Origin of the sequence: Streptomyces chlorus (assembly GCF_042655885.1) — a bacterium.
GTDB classification, from domain to species: Bacteria; Actinomycetota; Actinomycetes; order Streptomycetales; family Streptomycetaceae; genus Streptomyces; species Streptomyces chlorus.
In genome coordinates, this window is the sequence record NZ_JBHSOA010000051.1 from 1 (window position 1) to 15,765 (window position 15,765).

At 68.0% G+C, this 15,765-nt stretch carries 15 protein-coding genes and 1 pseudogene; 8 read left to right on the forward strand and 8 right to left on the reverse strand.

Annotated elements, in window-relative coordinates; genetic code table 11:
- The 7 genes from ACFPZI_RS22580 to ACFPZI_RS22610 form a co-directional block, all read left to right on the forward strand.
- The coding region (locus ACFPZI_RS22580; RefSeq protein WP_381365859.1) for an FHA domain-containing protein at window positions 1–355 on the forward strand (355 nt) is incomplete at its 5' end.
- Between the two features lie 10 nt (window positions 356–365).
- On the forward strand, window positions 366–875 hold the full coding sequence (locus ACFPZI_RS22585; RefSeq protein ID WP_042163133.1) for an FHA domain-containing protein FhaB/FipA: 510 nt from the start codon (window positions 366–368) through the stop codon (window positions 873–875).
- A 132-nt stretch (window positions 876–1,007) separates the two neighbouring features.
- Entirely contained in the window at window positions 1,008–2,549 is a 1,542-nt protein-coding gene (locus ACFPZI_RS22590; RefSeq protein WP_381366367.1) for a Stp1/IreP family PP2C-type Ser/Thr phosphatase, read from the forward strand.
- A gap of 27 nt (window positions 2,550–2,576) precedes the next feature.
- Window positions 2,577–4,013: an FtsW/RodA/SpoVE family cell cycle protein gene (locus tag ACFPZI_RS22595; protein ID WP_381365863.1), complete on the forward strand. Its 1,437-nt coding sequence runs from the start codon at window positions 2,577–2,579 to the stop codon at window positions 4,011–4,013.
- Entirely contained in the window at window positions 4,010–5,482 is a 1,473-nt protein-coding gene (locus tag ACFPZI_RS22600; protein ID WP_381365866.1) for a peptidoglycan D,D-transpeptidase FtsI family protein, read from the forward strand. The genes ACFPZI_RS22595 and ACFPZI_RS22600 overlap by 4 nt, the downstream gene beginning before the upstream one ends.
- A 169-nt stretch (window positions 5,483–5,651) precedes the next feature.
- Entirely contained in the window at window positions 5,652–7,664 is a 2,013-nt protein-coding gene (gene pknB / locus ACFPZI_RS22605) for a Stk1 family PASTA domain-containing Ser/Thr kinase (RefSeq protein ID WP_381365869.1), read from the forward strand.
- A gap of 183 nt (window positions 7,665–7,847) precedes the next feature.
- Window positions 7,848–8,888, forward strand: coding sequence for a restriction endonuclease (locus tag ACFPZI_RS22610; RefSeq protein ID WP_381365872.1), 1,041 nt, complete (start codon window positions 7,848–7,850; stop codon window positions 8,886–8,888).
- Between the two features lie 96 nt (window positions 8,889–8,984).
- Here ACFPZI_RS22610 and ACFPZI_RS22615 read toward each other — a convergent pair whose 3' ends face one another.
- The 6 genes and pseudogenes from ACFPZI_RS22615 to ACFPZI_RS22640 form a co-directional block, all read right to left on the reverse strand.
- A complete protein-coding gene (locus ACFPZI_RS22615; RefSeq protein ID WP_381365875.1) occupies window positions 8,985–9,749 on the reverse strand; it encodes a class E sortase in 765 nt (254 codons plus the stop codon).
- A 13-nt stretch (window positions 9,750–9,762) separates the two neighbouring features.
- Entirely contained in the window at window positions 9,763–11,022 is a 1,260-nt protein-coding gene (locus ACFPZI_RS22620) for a class E sortase (protein WP_381365878.1), read from the reverse strand.
- Window positions 11,019–11,657, reverse strand: a complete 639-nt coding sequence (locus ACFPZI_RS22625; RefSeq protein WP_381365881.1) for an aminodeoxychorismate/anthranilate synthase component II — start codon at window positions 11,655–11,657, stop codon at window positions 11,019–11,021. The genes ACFPZI_RS22620 and ACFPZI_RS22625 overlap by 4 nt, the downstream gene beginning before the upstream one ends.
- Window positions 11,654–11,815 carry a hypothetical protein gene (locus ACFPZI_RS22630; RefSeq protein WP_381365884.1) on the reverse strand — a complete coding sequence of 54 codons (162 nt, stop codon included), beginning with the start codon at window positions 11,813–11,815 and terminating at the stop codon, window positions 11,654–11,656. Before ACFPZI_RS22630 ends, ACFPZI_RS22625 begins: the two co-directional genes overlap by 4 nt.
- 52 nt (window positions 11,816–11,867) lie before the next feature.
- A pseudogene (locus tag ACFPZI_RS22635) lies at window positions 11,868–12,606 on the reverse strand (class E sortase).
- 59 nt (window positions 12,607–12,665) lie between these two features.
- On the reverse strand, window positions 12,666–13,445 hold the full coding sequence (locus ACFPZI_RS22640; RefSeq protein WP_381365887.1) for a DUF881 domain-containing protein: 780 nt from the start codon (window positions 13,443–13,445) through the stop codon (window positions 12,666–12,668).
- A gap of 139 nt (window positions 13,446–13,584) precedes the next feature.
- Here ACFPZI_RS22640 and crgA point away from each other — a divergent pair, with 139 nt between their 5' ends.
- The gene (crgA, locus tag ACFPZI_RS22645) at window positions 13,585–13,839 is read left to right on the forward strand and encodes a cell division protein CrgA (RefSeq protein WP_381365890.1); all 255 of its coding nucleotides are present in this window, start codon (window positions 13,585–13,587) and stop codon (window positions 13,837–13,839) included.
- Window positions 13,840–14,152: 313 nt separating this feature from the next.
- Here crgA and ACFPZI_RS22650 read toward each other — a convergent pair whose 3' ends face one another.
- Complete coding sequence (locus ACFPZI_RS22650) at window positions 14,153–15,043, reverse strand: rhomboid family intramembrane serine protease (RefSeq protein ID WP_381365893.1); 891 nt, start codon at window positions 15,041–15,043, stop codon at window positions 14,153–14,155.
- 109 nt (window positions 15,044–15,152) lie between these two features.
- Window positions 15,153–15,680: a peptidylprolyl isomerase gene (locus ACFPZI_RS22655; protein ID WP_055594763.1), complete on the reverse strand. Its 528-nt coding sequence runs from the start codon at window positions 15,678–15,680 to the stop codon at window positions 15,153–15,155.
- Window positions 15,681–15,765 lie beyond the last annotated feature (85 nt).

Genomic DNA, 15,765 nt, shown 5'->3' on the forward strand with positions numbered 1-15,765 from the left:
CCGGCCCGGCGGCTACGGCTACCCGCAGCCCGCGGGCGGCCAGCGGCCCCCCGCCGCACCCGCGTCCGCCGGGCGCGCCCGGTACTGGATCGAGGTCAACGGCAACCGCCACCAGATCTCCAACGCGACGCTCGTCATGGGCCGCAGCACCGAGGCCGACGTGCGGATCGACGACCCCGGCGTCTCCCGCCGGCACTGCGAGATCCGGACCGGAACGCCCTCGACGATCCAGGATCTCGGATCCACCAACGGCATCGTGGTGGACGGACAGCACACCACCCGCGCTACGCTCCGCGACGGCTCGCGGATCGTCGTGGGCAGCACCACCATCATTTACCGGCAAGCCGAAGGGTGAAGCGGGGGCAATGTCAGAGCTGACCCTCACGGTCATGCGGCTGGGTTTTCTGGCCGTTCTGTGGCTGTTCGTGATCGTGGCCGTGCAGGTCATTCGCAGTGACCTGTTCGGCACACGGGTCACCCAGCGCGGAGCACGCCGGGAGGCCGCCCGGCCGCAACAGAGCGCCCGGCAGGCACCACCGCCGCAGCGCCAGCAGTCCGGGGGCGGCCGCCGCGGCCGCAACGCCCCCACCAAACTGGTCGTGACCGAGGGCACCCTCACGGGCACCACCGTCGCGCTCCAGGGCCAGACCATCACGCTGGGCCGGGCACACGACAGCACCATCGTGCTGGACGACGACTACGCTTCCAGCCGCCATGCCCGGATCTACCCGGACCGCGACGGCCAGTGGATCGTCGAGGACCTGGGTTCCACGAACGGCACCTATCTGGACCGGTCCAGGCTGACGACCCCCACACCGATCGGACCGGGTTCACCGATCCGCATCGGCAAGACCGTCATCGAGCTGCGGAAGTAGTACGACAATGAGCGAGCGGAGCGAGCACGCAGTGGGGGTCCCCACCCCGGGCCCCGGCGCGCTCCCGACCGGAGGGTGGGCAGTGTGGCTCGACACGACCGGCTGTACCCGGAGCCGACGGGCGAGGTGCGCATGAGTCTGTCCCTGCGCTTCGCCGCCGGATCACACAAGGGAATGATCCGGGAGGGCAACGAGGACTCCGGTTACGCCGGTCCCCGCCTGCTCGCCATCGCCGACGGCATGGGCGGCGCCGCGGCCGGTGAGGTCGCCTCCTCCGAGGCCATCTCCACCATCGTCTCGCTCGACGACGACGTCCCCGGCTCCGACCTGCTCACCTCCCTCGGTACGGCCGTGCAGCGCGCCAACGACCAGCTGCGCATGATGGTCGAGGAGGACCCCCAGCTCGAGGGCATGGGCACCACCCTGACCGCGTTGCTGTGGACCGGCCAGCGCCTCGGCATGGTCCACGTCGGCGACTCCAGGGCCTACCTGCTGCGCGACGGCGTCCTCACCCAGATCACCCAGGACCACACCTGGGTGCAGCGGCTGGTGGACGAGGGCCGGATCACCGAGGAAGAGGCGACCACCCACCCGCAGCGGTCCCTGCTCATGCGGGCCCTCGGCAGCGGCGAGCACGTCGAACCCGACCTGTCGATCCGCGAGGTCCGGGCGGGCGACCGGTACCTGATCTGCTCCGACGGCCTGTCCGGCGTGGTCTCCCACCAGACCCTGGAAGAGGCCCTCGCCGGCTACCAGGGCCCCGAGGACACCGTGCAGACCCTGATCGAGCTGGCACTGCGCGGCGGCGGCCCGGACAACATCACCGTGATCATCGCCGATGTCCTCGACCTCGACACCGGTGACACCCTGGCCGGCCAGCTGTCCGACACCCCGGTCGTGGTCGGCGCCGTCGCCGAGAACCAGAACCAGCCGAACGACAACAGCGCCATGCAGACCCCGGCCGGACGCGCCGCCGGACTCGGCCGCAGACGCGGCCAGGGCGGCGGAGGCGAGTTCGGCCCGCCCGGCAGCGGCGACGTCACCGGCTTCATCCAGACCGACGGCTTCGACTACGACGAGGGCGACTTCGTCAAGCCCCGCAAGAACCGCCGGTGGCTCAAACGCTCCTTCTTCAGCCTGCTCACCCTCGCCGTCATCGGCGGCGGCGTGTACAGCGGCTGGCACTGGACACAGACCCAGTACTACGTCGGCACCAACGGCGAACACGTCGCGCTCTACCAGGGCATCAGCCAGGACCTGGCCTGGGTCTCGCTCTCGAAGGTGGAGAAGGACCACCCCGAGATCGAACTCAAGTACCTGCCGCCCTACCAGCGCAAGCTCGTCGAGGCGACCATCGCCGACGGCGACCTGCACGGCGCCCGGTCGAAGATCGACGAACTCGCGGTCCAGGCTTCCGCGTGCAGGAAGCAAGCCGAGCGCCGTGCCGCCGAGAGCAAGAGCAGCGCCAAGACCGGCGAGGGCGAGGCCGGAGGCACCACGGGAACCACACCCGCCTCCTTCACGTCCAAGGCCTCGCCGACACCGACGCCGACCCCCTCGGGCTCGACCGAGGCCCCGCAGAAGTCCACGCCCCCGTCCGCACCTACTCCCAGCCCCGGCCCCAGCCTCTCGGAGGAGGAGCAGAAGGTCGTCTCGCTGTGCGGTAAGCAGTAGGCAAGCCGTGAGAGGCCCTGTCACACGATGAGCAGTACTACCAACCCATCGGCGCAGCACACGTCCACGATCGGTGCGATCGGGGCACCGAGCCGGCGCAACACCGAGCTCGCGCTGCTGGTCTTCGCCGTCGTCATCCCGGTCTTCGCCTACGCCAACGTCGGCCTGGCCATCAACGGCGAGGTCCCGGCAGGCCTGCTGAGCTACGGCCTGGGCCTCGGCCTGATGGCGGGCGTCGGCCACCTCGTCGTACGGAAGTTCGCGCCGTACGCGGACCCGCTGATGCTGCCGCTGGCCACCCTGCTCAACGGGCTCGGACTCGTCGCCATCTGGCGGCTCGACCAGTCCGAACTGCTGCAGTCGATCCATCAGGCGGGCACCGCCGCCCCCCGGCAGCTGCTCTACACCGCCTTGGGCATCGCCCTGTTCGTCGCTGTACTGGTCTTCCTCAAGGACCACCGCGTCCTGCAGCGCTACACCTACATCTCGATGCTCGGCGCACTGGTCCTGCTGCTGCTGCCGCTGGTGCCCGGCCTCGGCCAGAACATCTACGGCGCGAAGATCTGGATCAAGATCGGCAGCTTCACCATCCAGCCCGGCGAGTTCGCCAAGATCGTCCTGGCGATCTTCTTCGCCGGCTACCTGATGGTGAAGCGCGACGCGCTCGCCCTGGCCAGCCGCCGCTTCATGGGGTTGTACCTGCCGCGCGGACGCGACCTCGGACCGATCCTCGTCGTGTGGGCCGTGTCGATCCTCATCCTCGTCTTCGAGACCGACCTCGGCACCTCCCTGCTGTTCTTCGGCATGTTCGTGATCATGCTGTACGTCGCCACCGAGCGGACCAGCTGGATCGTCTTCGGTCTGCTGATGTCCAGCGCCGGCGCCGTCGGCGTGGCCAGCTTCGAAACGCACGTCCAGGGGCGCGTCCAGGCCTGGCTCGACCCGATGAAGGAGTACACCCTCAGCCGGGCAGGCCAGGGAGGCCACTCCGAACAGGCCATGCAGGCCCTGTGGGCCTTCGGCTCCGGCGGCACCCTCGGCACCGGCTGGGGCCAGGGCCACTCCGACCTCATCCGGTTCGCCGCCAACTCCGACTTCATCCTCGCCACCTTCGGCGAGGAACTCGGCCTGGCCGGCATCATGGCCCTGCTCCTGCTCTACGCGCTGATCGTGGAACGCGGCGTGCGCACCGCCCTCGCCGCCCGCGACCCGTTCGGCAAGCTGCTCGCCATCGGCCTGTCCGGCGCCTTCGCGCTCCAGGTCTTCGTCGTCGCCGGCGGCGTCATGGGCCTGATCCCGCTGACCGGTATGACGATGCCCTTCCTGGCGTACGGCGGTTCCTCCGTCATCGCCAACTGGGCACTCATCGGCATCCTGCTCAGAATCAGCGACACGGCCAGACGACCTGCCCCCGCCCCCGTCACCAACCCCGACGCCGAGATGACCCAGGTGGTCCGACCGTGAACAAGCCCCTGCGCCGAATCGCGATCTTCTGCGGCCTCCTCGTCCTCACCCTCCTCCTCCGCGACAACTGGCTCCAGTACGTCCAGGCCGACGAGCTGAGAACCGACAAGAACAACCGCCGGGTCGCCATCGAGCGGTACGCGTCACCGCGCGGCGACATCATCGTCGGTGGTGAGCCGATCACCGGGCACACCACCACCAAGGGCGAATTCAAGTACAAGCGCACCTACAAGGACGGCGCCATGTGGGCGCCGGTCACCGGCTTCGTCTCCCAGGCTTTCGGCGCCAACCAGCTGGAGTCCATCGAGGACGGCATCCTCACCGGCAACGACGACCGCCTGTTCTTCCGCAACACGCTCGACATGCTGACGGGCAAGAACAAGGAGGGCGGAAATGTCGTCACCACCCTCAACGCCGACGCGCAGAAGGCCGCTTACAACGGACTGAAGCAGCAGGGCGGCAAGGGCTCGGTCGTCGCCGTCGAACCCTCCACCGGCAAGATCCTCGCGCTCGCCTCCTTCCCCTCGTACGACCCGTCCGTGATCGCCGGCGGCAGCGACAAGGACGCCGAGGCGTGGCAGAAGCTGCAGAAGAAGGAAAACCCCGACGACCCGATGCTGAACCGGGCCCTGCGCGAGGTCTACCCGCCCGGCTCCACCTTCAAGGTCCTCACCGCGGCCGCCGCCCTGGAGGAGGGGCTGTATCAGAGCGCGGACGAGAAGACGGACACGCCGCTGCCGTGGACCATGCCGGGCACCAACACCGAACTGAAGAACGACGGCGACCTCCCCTGCGAGAACGCCACCCTCCGCGAAGCGCTCCGCGTCTCCTGCAACACCGTCTTCGGCAAGATCGGCGCCCAACTCGGCAACGACACGATGCTCGAGTACGCCAAGAAGTTCGGCTTCACCGAGGAACAGTTCACCCCGGTCCGCTCCAGCGCTTCGGTCTTCTCCGACGACATGAACGAGTCGCAGACCGCGCTCTCCTCCATCGGCCAGTTCAACACCGCCACCACCCCGCTGCAGATGGCGATGGTCACCGCGGCCATCGCCAACAACGGCACCCTGATGAAGCCGTACATGGTCGACGAACTCCAGGCCCCGAGCGTCGACACCATCGAGAAGACGGACCCGGAGGAGCTGAGCAAGCCGATGTCGGCGGAGAACGCCCAGATCCTCCAGTCGATGATGGAGACCGTCGTCTCCGAGGGCACCGGCGGCAAAGCCAAGATCGACGGCGTCACCGTCGGCGGTAAGACCGGTACCGCCCAGCACGGTGTGGACAACAGCGAGAACCCCTACGCGTGGTTCATCTCCTACGCCAAGGGTGAGGACGGCAGCTCACCGGTGGCCGTCGCCGTGATCATCGAGGACGACAACGCCGTGCGTGGTGACATCTCCGGCGGTGGCCTCGCGGCCCCCATCGCGAAGAGCGTGATGGAGGCGGTCGTCAAGGGCAAGCAGTGACCCCGCTCACGTCCACTTCACATCGGTGCACGTTGCGGTACCGGTCCTGTATCGGCTGCGGTACTTGGCCAGGTCACACAAAGCGAGCCGGGTACGGTAGGCCCGGACGGCAGCCTCCGGCCGCACGAACGTGCCGGCCGGGACCGACGGAGAGGGCTGGTAGCTAGCTATGGAAGAGCCGCGTCGCCTCGGCGGCCGGTACGAACTGGGCCACGTGCTCGGCCGCGGTGGCATGGCGGAGGTCTACCTCGGCCATGACACCCGCCTCGGCCGCACCGTAGCAGTGAAGACGCTCCGCGCCGACCTCGCGCGCGACCCGTCCTTCCAGGCCCGGTTCCGCCGGGAGGCCCAGTCGGCCGCCTCGCTCAACCATCCCGCGATCGTCGCGGTCTACGACACGGGCGAGGACTACATCGACGGGGTCTCCATCCCGTACATCGTCATGGAGTACGTCGACGGCTCCACACTCCGTGAACTCCTGCACAGCGGCCGCAAGCTGCTGCCGGAGCGGACGCTGGAGATGACCATCGGCATCCTCCAGGCCCTGGAGTACTCGCACCGGGCCGGCATCGTCCACCGCGACATCAAGCCCGCGAACGTCATGCTGACGCGCAACGGCCAGGTCAAGGTCATGGACTTCGGCATCGCCCGCGCCATGGGCGACTCCGGCATGACGATGACCCAGACCTCGGCGGTCATCGGCACCGCGCAGTACCTCTCGCCCGAGCAGGCCAAGGGCGAGCAGGTCGACGCCCGCTCCGACCTGTACTCCACCGGCTGTCTGCTGTACGAACTCCTCACCGTCCGCCCGCCGTTCGTCGGCGACTCCCCGGTCGCGGTCGCCTACCAGCACGTCCGGGAGGAACCGCAGGCGCCGAGCGTCTTCGACCCCGAGGTCACGCCCGAGATAGACGCGATCACGCTGAAGGCGCTCGTCAAGGACCCCGACTACCGCTACCAGTCGGCCGACGAGATGCGAGCCGACATCGAGGCCTACCTCGACGGCCAGCCCGTCGCCGCCACCGCCGCGATGGGCTCGGCCGGCTACGGCGGCTACTCCGCCGACCAGCCGACGACCGCCCTGCGCTCGGACTCCGGCGGCGCGACGTCGATGCTGCCCCCCATGAACCCGGACGACGGCGGCTACGGCTACGACGACCGCCCCGGCCGGCGCCGCCAGCAGAAGAAGAACAACAACAACACCTCGACGATCCTGCTGGTCGCGTCGGGCGTCCTGGTCCTGATCGGCGCCATCCTGCTCGGCCGTTGGGCCTTCTCCGGCGACGGAGGCGTGGGCAACGACACCCTCAAAGCCCCGAACTTCATCGGCATCACGAAGGAAGCCGCCGAGAGACAGGCCACCAACGCCGACCTGGTCCTGGAGTTCACCTCGAAGCCCTGCGAGAACCAGACCAAGGGCAACATCTGCGACCAGGACCCGAAGCCGGGCACCGACGTCAAGAAGAAGTCCACCGTCAGCCTGGTGGTCTCCACCGGGGCGCCCAAGGTGGCGGTGCCGAGCGTCATCGGCCTCAGCCTTGAAGATGCCACGACCAAGCTCGAGGGCGACGACTACGAGTTCACGGTCAAGACCGAGACCCGCGAGGTCTCCGAGGATCCAGGCACCGTCCTCGACCAGGATCCGACCTCCGGCAAGGAGGTGGAGAAGGGCACCACCATCACCCTCACCGTCGCCAAGGCGGTGGCCAAGTCGACGGTCCCGAACGTCCTCGGCAGGACGTGCGAGGAGGCCAAGGCGCAGATGACCGACAACGACCTGGTGGGCAACTGCACCGAGCAGGAGGTCGACGACCCGAACCAGGTCGGCAAGGTCATCTCGACCACGCCGCCAGCCAACCAGCCGGTCGACAAGAACTCCCAGGTGCAGATCGTCGTCGGCAAGGCCAAGGCGAACGAGAAGGTCGCGGTCCCGGACGTCAACAACCAGACCCTGAAGGACGCCCAGAAGATGCTCGGGGACGTCGGACTGGCGGTCGGCGAGATCAAGGGCTCGCAGGATCCCAACGCCCGCGTCATCGGCGCCGACCCGGGCCCGGGCAACCAGGTCGACAAGGGCACGGCGGTCATCCTGTTCACCGTGGACCAGGGTGGCGACAACGGAGGAAACAACGGTAACCCCGGCGGCCTCTTCGGTGGCTTCACCGGCGGCAACAGGGACTGACACCCTCACACAACCGGACACGACGGAGCCCCGGCCCCTCTTCGGAGGGAGCCGGGGCTCCTTCATGGACCCGGCCTGAACAAGCGTCCTCGCTTCGCTCGTGCCTTCGCGTGCCACCGCTCGTTGATCGGGTGGGGTGGGGCATCCGAGTTCTGCCCCGACCACGAAAAGAAGGGGCAGAAGATGATCAAAGAATCAGTACTGCTGGAATCGCAGACACTGCGCAGCAGCGTGCTGGACCGCACGGACGCACTCGACAAGGTCAAGGCCCTGTCACTGCTGCCAGATGGTATGCACGTGACGACGGCGATGGTAGCGGCCTACTTCGGAGTCGCTGCCGAAGCCATCCGGCAGCTGACCAAGCGCCACCGCGAGGAACTCACAATCAATGGGATGTCAGTGCTCCGAGGCGCTGACCTGCGACAATTCGAGAGTGACAACAAGTCACTCTCAAAGGTCAGTCATCCACAGGCCCGTCGGAGCCTCACCATCTACTCCCGCCGCGCCGTCCTCAATGTCGCCATGCTGCTCCGGGACAGCGAAGTAGCACGTCAGGTGCGTGCCTACCTCCTGAACATGGAGCACCTGGCCCGCACACAGCCTGTGGACAACCCTGCCCCGACAGAACCCGTCAGCCTCGATGCCCGCATCGACCAGCGCATCACCCACATCCTCGGCAGGACGGTCGTGCCGATGTTCAACACCCTGATCGCCACATCCGGCGAACACCGCCGCGAGCTCATCGAACTCCGCGAGGACATCGAGAACGTCGAGCGCAGAATGTGCTGGCACCACAAGCGCCTCGCCACCCTGGAAGGAGAAGCCCCCGCGGAGAACGTCAGGTCGACACTCAAGGCGATGACCTGGCAGGCGTTCGAACAGCATGTCGCCGATCTGCTGCGGCGCGACGGCTGCACCGATGTCGTCGTCCGGCAGGCCCGCAGCGACAGGGGCATCGACATCACCGGCCGCACCGCGGACGGGCGGACCGTGGCCGTCCAGTGCAAGAACCGGTCCGGCCGCTGGACCGTGCCCAGTGCCGACCTGCAGAAGTTCGCGGGCGCGGCGCGGGCCATCAACCGTGTGGACCTCGCGCTCTTCGTCGCCACCTGCAACTTCAGCCACGAGTCGCAGGCGATCGCCGACCTGACCGAAGTCGTCACGGTCAATCGGGAGGAAGTCGAGGCCTGGACCGCCGGAGTACGCCTCAAGGCGCTGCGATAGGCAGAGATCACGAAGGCCCGAAGCCGCAAGAGCAAGTTGCGGCTTCGGGCCTCCGCCATGTTAGGGGACCGAGGTCCTCGCAGTACCCCGGTCGCCTCAGCGCAGTTCCTTCGGCGGCGTCCGGTCCTCGTCGACCTTCTCCGTGCGGACCAATTCGCCCCAGACGATGTAGCGGTACTTGCTGGTGTACACCGGCGTGCAGGTCGTCAGGGTGATGTAGTGGCCGGCCTTCTTGCGGCCGGACTCCTCGGGGACCTTCGCGAGGACGTCCACGTTGTACTTCGAGGTCTCGGGAAGGATCGCGTAGGTCTTGTAGACGTACCAGGTGTCCTTCGTCTCGAAGACGATCGGGTCGCCGTCCTTGATCTTGTGGATGTCGTGGAACTGGGCCCCGTGGCCGTCCCGGTGCGCGGCCAGCGAGAAGTTGCCCTTCTTGCCGGACGTCGGCAGGGTCGCCTTCACCGGGTCGGTGTAGTAGCCGGCGACGCCGTCGTTGAGCACCTTCATCGTGGTGCCCTTCTCGATCAGGATGTCGTCGCCGCCCATCGCGGGCACGTGCAGGAAGCCGATGCCGTTCTTGCTGTCGAAGGAGGCGGGACCGTCACCGGTGCCGGCGCCGGGTCCCTGGGCCCAGTTGTCCCGCACCTCGTCCGCCTGCTTGCCCGCCGCGCGGTCGGCGAGCACGTTCGTCCACCACAGGGAATAGACGACGAACAGGCCGAGCACCAGGCCCGCGGTGATGAGGAGTTCCCCGAGAGCGCTGACCAGCATCGCGCCCGGTCCCATACGGCGGCGGCCCGGAGGCGACGGTGACGCGGGCATGGCGGTGTGCTCTTCGGTGTCGTCGGCGGTCGCTGCCACGTTTCCTCTGCCCTTAACTGACGAGCGCATCCGGCTTGCCCTTGCTGCGCGGCCGTTCCTCGTCCATCTTGCCCCAGACGATCATGCGGTACTTGCTGGTGAACTCCGGCGTGCACGTGGTCAGCGTGATGTAGCGGCCCGGTCCGGTGAAGCTCGACCCCTTCGGGACGGGCTCGAGGACGCTCACGTTGCTCGGCGGCGTCACCGGCAGGATCGACGCCATCTTGTAGACGAAGTACGTGTCCTGCGTCTCCACGACGATCGGGTCGCCCGGCTCCAGCCGGTTGATGTACCGGAACGGCTCCCCGTGCGTGTTGCGGTGCCCCGCGACCCCGAAGTTGCCTTTCTTGTCATTCGGCATCGCCGTCTTCAGGGCCCCCTCCGCGTAGTGACCCACCATGCCCCGGTCGAGCACCTTCTTGCTGTCGATGCCCTCGGCGATCGGCACGACCACGTCCAGCCTCGGAATGTGCAGCAGCGCGAAACCCTGACCCGGCTCGAACGCGCCCGGACTGCGCTTGCCGTTGGCCCAGTCGCTCTGGAGATCGCTGGCCTCCCGGCCGGCCTGTGCCTGCGCGCGCACATTCGTCCACCACAGCTGGTACGTCACGAACAGCAGCATCAGCACGCCGCAGGTGATGAACACCTCGCCGATACCCCGGCTCGCGACGACGGCGGGGCTCACCTTCCGCTCCCGGGCCCGTCGCCGCGCCTCCACCCGCGAGAGCGGCGCCTGGGGCTCGCTGCGGCCCTGCGGGGTATCGCGGTCCTCGGAGGGGCTGTTCGCGTCGCCACGGCGCCCCTGGCGGCTCTTGGCGGCCTTCCTGCGCGCCGCCCGGCCCCCGGGAACCGCTGGGGACTCCGTGCGCGCCCCGTTCACCCCGTACGCCGCAGTGCCGCCCGTGCCCGTCGTGTACCCCGTGCCGTCCGTGCGCTCCATGCGCTGCGGCGGTGGATCGGGGATCCGCAGCGCCACCGTCTCCTCGTCGACGGGCGGCAGATACGCGTGCTCGTCGACGGGCGGCAGATACGCGGTGCTGTCGTCGGCCCCGGCAGCACCACTGCCGGCCGCGCCTGCGCCGCCGTAGGCGTAGGCGCCCTGCTGGGTGGTGTCGTACCAGTCGCCGTCCCCGAGCGTGCCGGGTGCCCCGTACGGCTGCTGCTGCTGCCCGTACGAGGTCCCCTGCTCGCCGCCGGTGCCGTACGAGAAGCCGTCAGTGAAGGGCTCCCCGTATCCGGCGCCGGACTCGCGCTCGGGGCGCAGCGCGGTCACGCCGGCGACCTGCCCACCACCGGGGCTAGCCCCGCCGATCTCGCCACCGCTCCCTCGTCCCCGCACTCCACCAGCCAGTTGGCCAGCATCCGGTGGCCGTGCTCGGTGAGCACCGACTCGGGGTGGAACTGCACGCCCTCGACGCGCAGCTCACGGTGACGCAGACCCATCACGATGCCGTCCGGCGTCCGGGCCGTCACTTCCAGCTCCTTCGGCACGGTGGCCGGCTCGGCGGCCAGCGAGTGGTAGCGCGTCGCCGTGAATGGCGAAGGCAGGCCCGCGAAAACGCCCTTGCCCCCGTGCTCGACCGGCGAGGTCTTCCCGTGCAGCAACTCGGGGGCGCGGTCCACGACACCGCCGTAGGCCACCTGCATGGACTGCATGCCGAGGCAGACACCGAAGACGGGCACCCCGGTCGACGCACAGTGCCGCACCATGTCCACGCAGACCCCGGCCTGTTCGGGAGTGCCGGGCCCCGGGGACAGCAGCACGCCGTCGAACCCGTCCTGTGCGTGCGCCGTCGACACCTTGTCGTTGCGCAGGACCTCGCACTCGGCGCCCAGTTGGTACAGGTACTGGACCAGGTTGAAGACGAAGCTGTCGTAGTTGTCGACGACGAGAATGCGCGCGCTCACTGGTTGTCCACCGTCACATCGTTGAAGGGCAGCAGCGGCTCGGCCCAGGGGAAGACGTACTGGAAGAGGACATAGACCACAGCGATGATCAGCACGAGCGAGACGAGTGCCCTCACCCATCCGTTCCCCGGCAGATGCCGCCAGATCCAGCTGTACATGCCGTCCCTTCCGTCGCACCACGGCACCAGACCCACGCCGTACGTCACCAGACTAGCGGCGCAACGCCTCCGGTTTCCCGGCCTCCACAGGCTGCGTGGAGTCCAGGCGGGCCCAGACGATCAGCCGGTGACTGTGCCCCATTCCGGTTCGCACGTCGTCAGCGTCAGATAACGGCCCGGACGCGTGTATCCGGAAGTACGTGGCACAGGGTCGATCACCTCGATGTCCGTGGGCACGGTTTTGTACGGGCCCCGGTCGATCCGGTACGTGAACCAGGTCGCCCCGTCGGTCAGCACCGCCGCGTCACCCCGTCCGAGCCGGGGAAAGTTCTTGAACGGGTCGCCATGGGTACGCCGGTGGCCGGCGACGGCGAAGTTGCCCTCGCGGCCCGGCCGCGCGGTGTTCGCGTAGTGACCGAGGCCCTTCTCCAGGGTGCTGCTCTCCGTGCCCTCGAGCACGGGCTTGTTCCACGTGAAACCAAGGCGTGGGATGTACATGATCGCGAAGGGCTTTCCCGCGACGTACGGCTTCGGCTCCGGGGGCCGCCAGGGGATGCGCCGGCACCGGACCTCACGGTGGGCACGGGCGAGGACGTGGCGGCCGGCGCCGTGGGCGTGGCGGCCGGCAGGGCACTCTCCCGCGCCCACCGGTCCTCGAGGAGGGCGATCCGGTCGTCCATCACCTGGCCGGCCCTGACCCCGCTCCAGAACAGGACGTAGACGACGAAGAGCACGATCAGGGTGCCCACGGTGATGCACAGTTCGCTGACGGTCCTGACGATCACACGCACCGGCGGCTCCCGGCCTCGCCCCCGGAGCCCGTCCCGGTCCAGGGTCTGCCCCGTGGCCTCTACTCCACAGGCTTCGCGTGGTGCAGGTCCACTGTGCCCGAGTAGCCGGGCAGCGTCACCGGCCCGTCGTCCTCGACTTTCCAGCCGAGCCCGTAGACGTTGACGTACACCATGTAGTTCTGGATCGACGGGGAGGCCGCGAGCGCGTTCTTCAGCTTCTCCGGATCACCGACCGCGGTGATCTTGTACGGCGGCGAGTAGACGCGGCCCTGGAGGATCAGGGTGTTGCCCACGCAACGCACCGCGCTGGTGGAGATCAGCCGCTGGTCCATGACCTTGATGCCCTCGGCACCGCCCTGCCACATCGCGTTCACCACGGCCTGGAGGTCCTGCTGGTGGATGACCAGGTAGTCGGGTTCCGGCTCGGGGTATCCGGGAAGCTTGGCAGTGGCGTTCGGCGGAGCGTCGTCGAGCGTGACCGTGACGGCCTCGCCCTTGAGTTCCTGCGTGCCCGCGTGGCGCTCCAGGCCGGCGAGTTCGTCGTCCTCCGCCGCACTTCTGCCGGCATCGCGCTCGGCGAGGGATTCGACGTCCCCGCGCAGGGCTCCGTTGGACTCCTCCAGCTCACCGTTCTTGCGGCTGCGCTCATGAATGAGGTCGGACAGCTTCAGCAGCGAGTCGTCCGTGCGGATGTTGGTCCCCTTCGCCGTGTTGAAGCTGGTGAAGAAGAGCAGACCCGCGAGGGCGAAGACACCCGCGGTGAGGATCCGGACGGGCCGGAAACCCCGTCGGCGGGCAGGGCTGGATTCCGTTCCGGGAGAGTCGGCAGAATTGCTCAACGTACCCTTATCTCCTTCAGCGCCACGGAAGGACTACGCTAACGGACGCCCGGGGAGCGCTCGGAGTCCCCTTCCAACCGCCCCGAGCCCGACCCAGTTCCCTGCGCGGCCACGCAGCGCATCGACAGGAGAGACCCTCGTGCCGAAGTCACGTATCCGCAAGAAGGCCGACTACACACCGCCGGCGGCGAAACAGACGACCGCCCTCAAGCTGACCAGCCGCGCCTGGGTCGCGCCGGTGATGCTGGCCCTGTTCCTGATCGGCCTGGCCTGGATCGTCGTGTTCTACGTCACCGACGGCAAGCTGCCCATCGACGATCTGGGCAACTGGAACATCGTGGTGGGCTTCGGCTTCATCGCCGCCGGATTCGGCGTCTCGACGCAGTGGAAGTAGCGCCGAGCGGCGCTCACCACAGTCCGCTGGACCCAACCCTGCCCGGGGCTGCCCGACAGCTCCGGGCAGGGCTGTCACCAGCTCTGGGCAGGACTGTCCACCGAGTTATCCACAGGCGTTTCCACAGCGTGGGGAAAAGAAACGACGATCTGTGGATAACCCATCGAACATTGACGCCTGCGTAACAGAAATGCCGGCAACCGAACACCCGTTCGCACGCCCCTGACCTGGGGAAACGCCGGTCAGTGACATCGGGCACAGACGTTCCGCGCTGTATGCACAAGATCCGCCATACGCTGTGGACAACTTGCGCTCAGACGAGCTGAGCCGTCCTCACCAGGGTCATCACCACGACTGCGGCAAGAACCAGTGCACAGGTCCCGTACTGGATCAGCGCCCGCCGTTCACGCGGGGCATGAACCATGGCGTACCCGATCACGACACCGGCGACGAGCCCTCCGATATGAGCCTGCCAGGCGATGTTGCTCCAGCCGAAGGTGAAGATCAAGTTGATCACCAGCAGGGCGATGATCGGCCGCATGTCGTAGTTGAGCCGACGCACCAGGACCGCGGTCGCGCCGAACAGTCCGAAGATGGCGCCGGAGGCACCGAGCGAGGCCGTGGACCCCGAGGCCAGCAGATAGGTCAGCGCACTGCCCGCCAGACCCGAGATCAGATAGAGCGCGAGATAGCGGGCCCGGCCGAGGGCCTGCTCGAGCGGGCCACCGAGCCACCACAGACCGAGCATGTTGAAGGCGATGTGCCAGATCTCCTCGTGCGTGAACATCGAGGTGACCAGGCGGTACCACTCGCCCTCGGCGACGCCCTCGGTGGGAGAGAACGGCACCGGGGGCCAGGCCCCGATCAGCACGAGATGGCCCAGCAGCGACGACCAGACATGCACCGCGACGAACACCGCGACATTGATCCCGAGAAGGATCTTGGTGACCAGCCGGGGGTCCGCGGCGATGGTGCCGCCCGCGATCGTGCGGGGCATGGAGGTCGTGGGCGCGTGGCCGGTGCCCGAGCCTCCCCCACGGACGCATGCGGGGCACTGGAACCCGACCGAGGCGCTGATCATGCAGTCGGGGCAGATCGGACGCTCGCAGCGGGTACAGCGAATGCCGGTCTCACGGTCCGGGTGGCGATAGCAGACGAGGGCGTCATGGGCGTCCTGCGGGCTGCCGGCAGCCTGGTCTTCCATGGAATCCCCTAGGTCGTGTGGAAAAGCCCCGCCCCGCCCATCCTTACGGATGGGCGGGGCGTTTGGTTCCCTCTGAGGGCTTACGCACTCCTCGGGGACAGGGCCGTCCTCAGCCCTCGCGGATCTCGACCGACTCGATGACGACGTCATTGAGCGGACGGTCGGTGCGCGGGTTGGTCTGCGCGGCCGCGATGGTGTCGATGACCTTCTGGCTCGCGGCGTCGGTGACCTCACCGAAGATGGTGTGCTTGCGGTTCAGCCACGCCGTCGGAGAGACGGTGATGAAGAACTGCGAGCCGTTGGTGCCCGGACCGGCGTTGGCCATCGCCAGCAGGTAGGGCTTGTCGAAGCGCAGGTCCGGGTGGAACTCGTCCTCGAACTGGTAGCCGGGACCGCCGGTGCCGTTGCCCAGCGGGTCCCCGCCCTGAATCATGAAGCCACTGATCACCCGGTGGAAGACCGTGCCGTCGTAGAGCTTGGCTGTGGACTTCGCCCCGGTCTCCGGGTGCGTCCACTCCCGCTCGCCCTTGGCGAGCTCGACGAAGTTCTTGACGGTGATCGGCGCCTGGTTCGCGAAGAGCCGGACCTCGATGTCGCCGTTGTTGGTCTTCAGGGTGGCGTAGAGCTGGTCAGCCACGGTGTGCCTTCCGTTGTCTTTCCGTAACACCCTGATCCTCGCACGGACGGGGCGCGCAGTCGCCCGGCGCCCGTTCACCGGGGGC

Bases quoted from the DNA above. Each gene is read 5' to 3' on its own strand.
- ACFPZI_RS22585 (WP_042163133.1), top strand. From the start codon at position 366: ATGTCAGAGCTGACCCTCACGGTCATGCGGCTGGGTTTTCTGGCCGTT.
- ACFPZI_RS22590 (WP_381366367.1), top strand. From the start codon at position 1,008: ATGAGTCTGTCCCTGCGCTTCGCCGCCGGATCACACAAGGGAATGATC.
- ACFPZI_RS22595 (WP_381365863.1), top strand. From the start codon at position 2,577: ATGAGCAGTACTACCAACCCATCGGCGCAGCACACGTCCACGATCGGT.
- pknB (WP_381365869.1), top strand. From the start codon at position 5,652: ATGGAAGAGCCGCGTCGCCTCGGCGGCCGGTACGAACTGGGCCACGTG.
- ACFPZI_RS22610 (WP_381365872.1), top strand. From the start codon at position 7,848: ATGATCAAAGAATCAGTACTGCTGGAATCGCAGACACTGCGCAGCAGC.
- ACFPZI_RS22630 (WP_381365884.1), bottom strand. From the start codon at position 11,815: ATGTACAGCTGGATCTGGCGGCATCTGCCGGGGAACGGATGGGTGAGG.
- ACFPZI_RS22650 (WP_381365893.1), bottom strand. From the start codon at position 15,043: ATGGAAGACCAGGCTGCCGGCAGCCCGCAGGACGCCCATGACGCCCTC.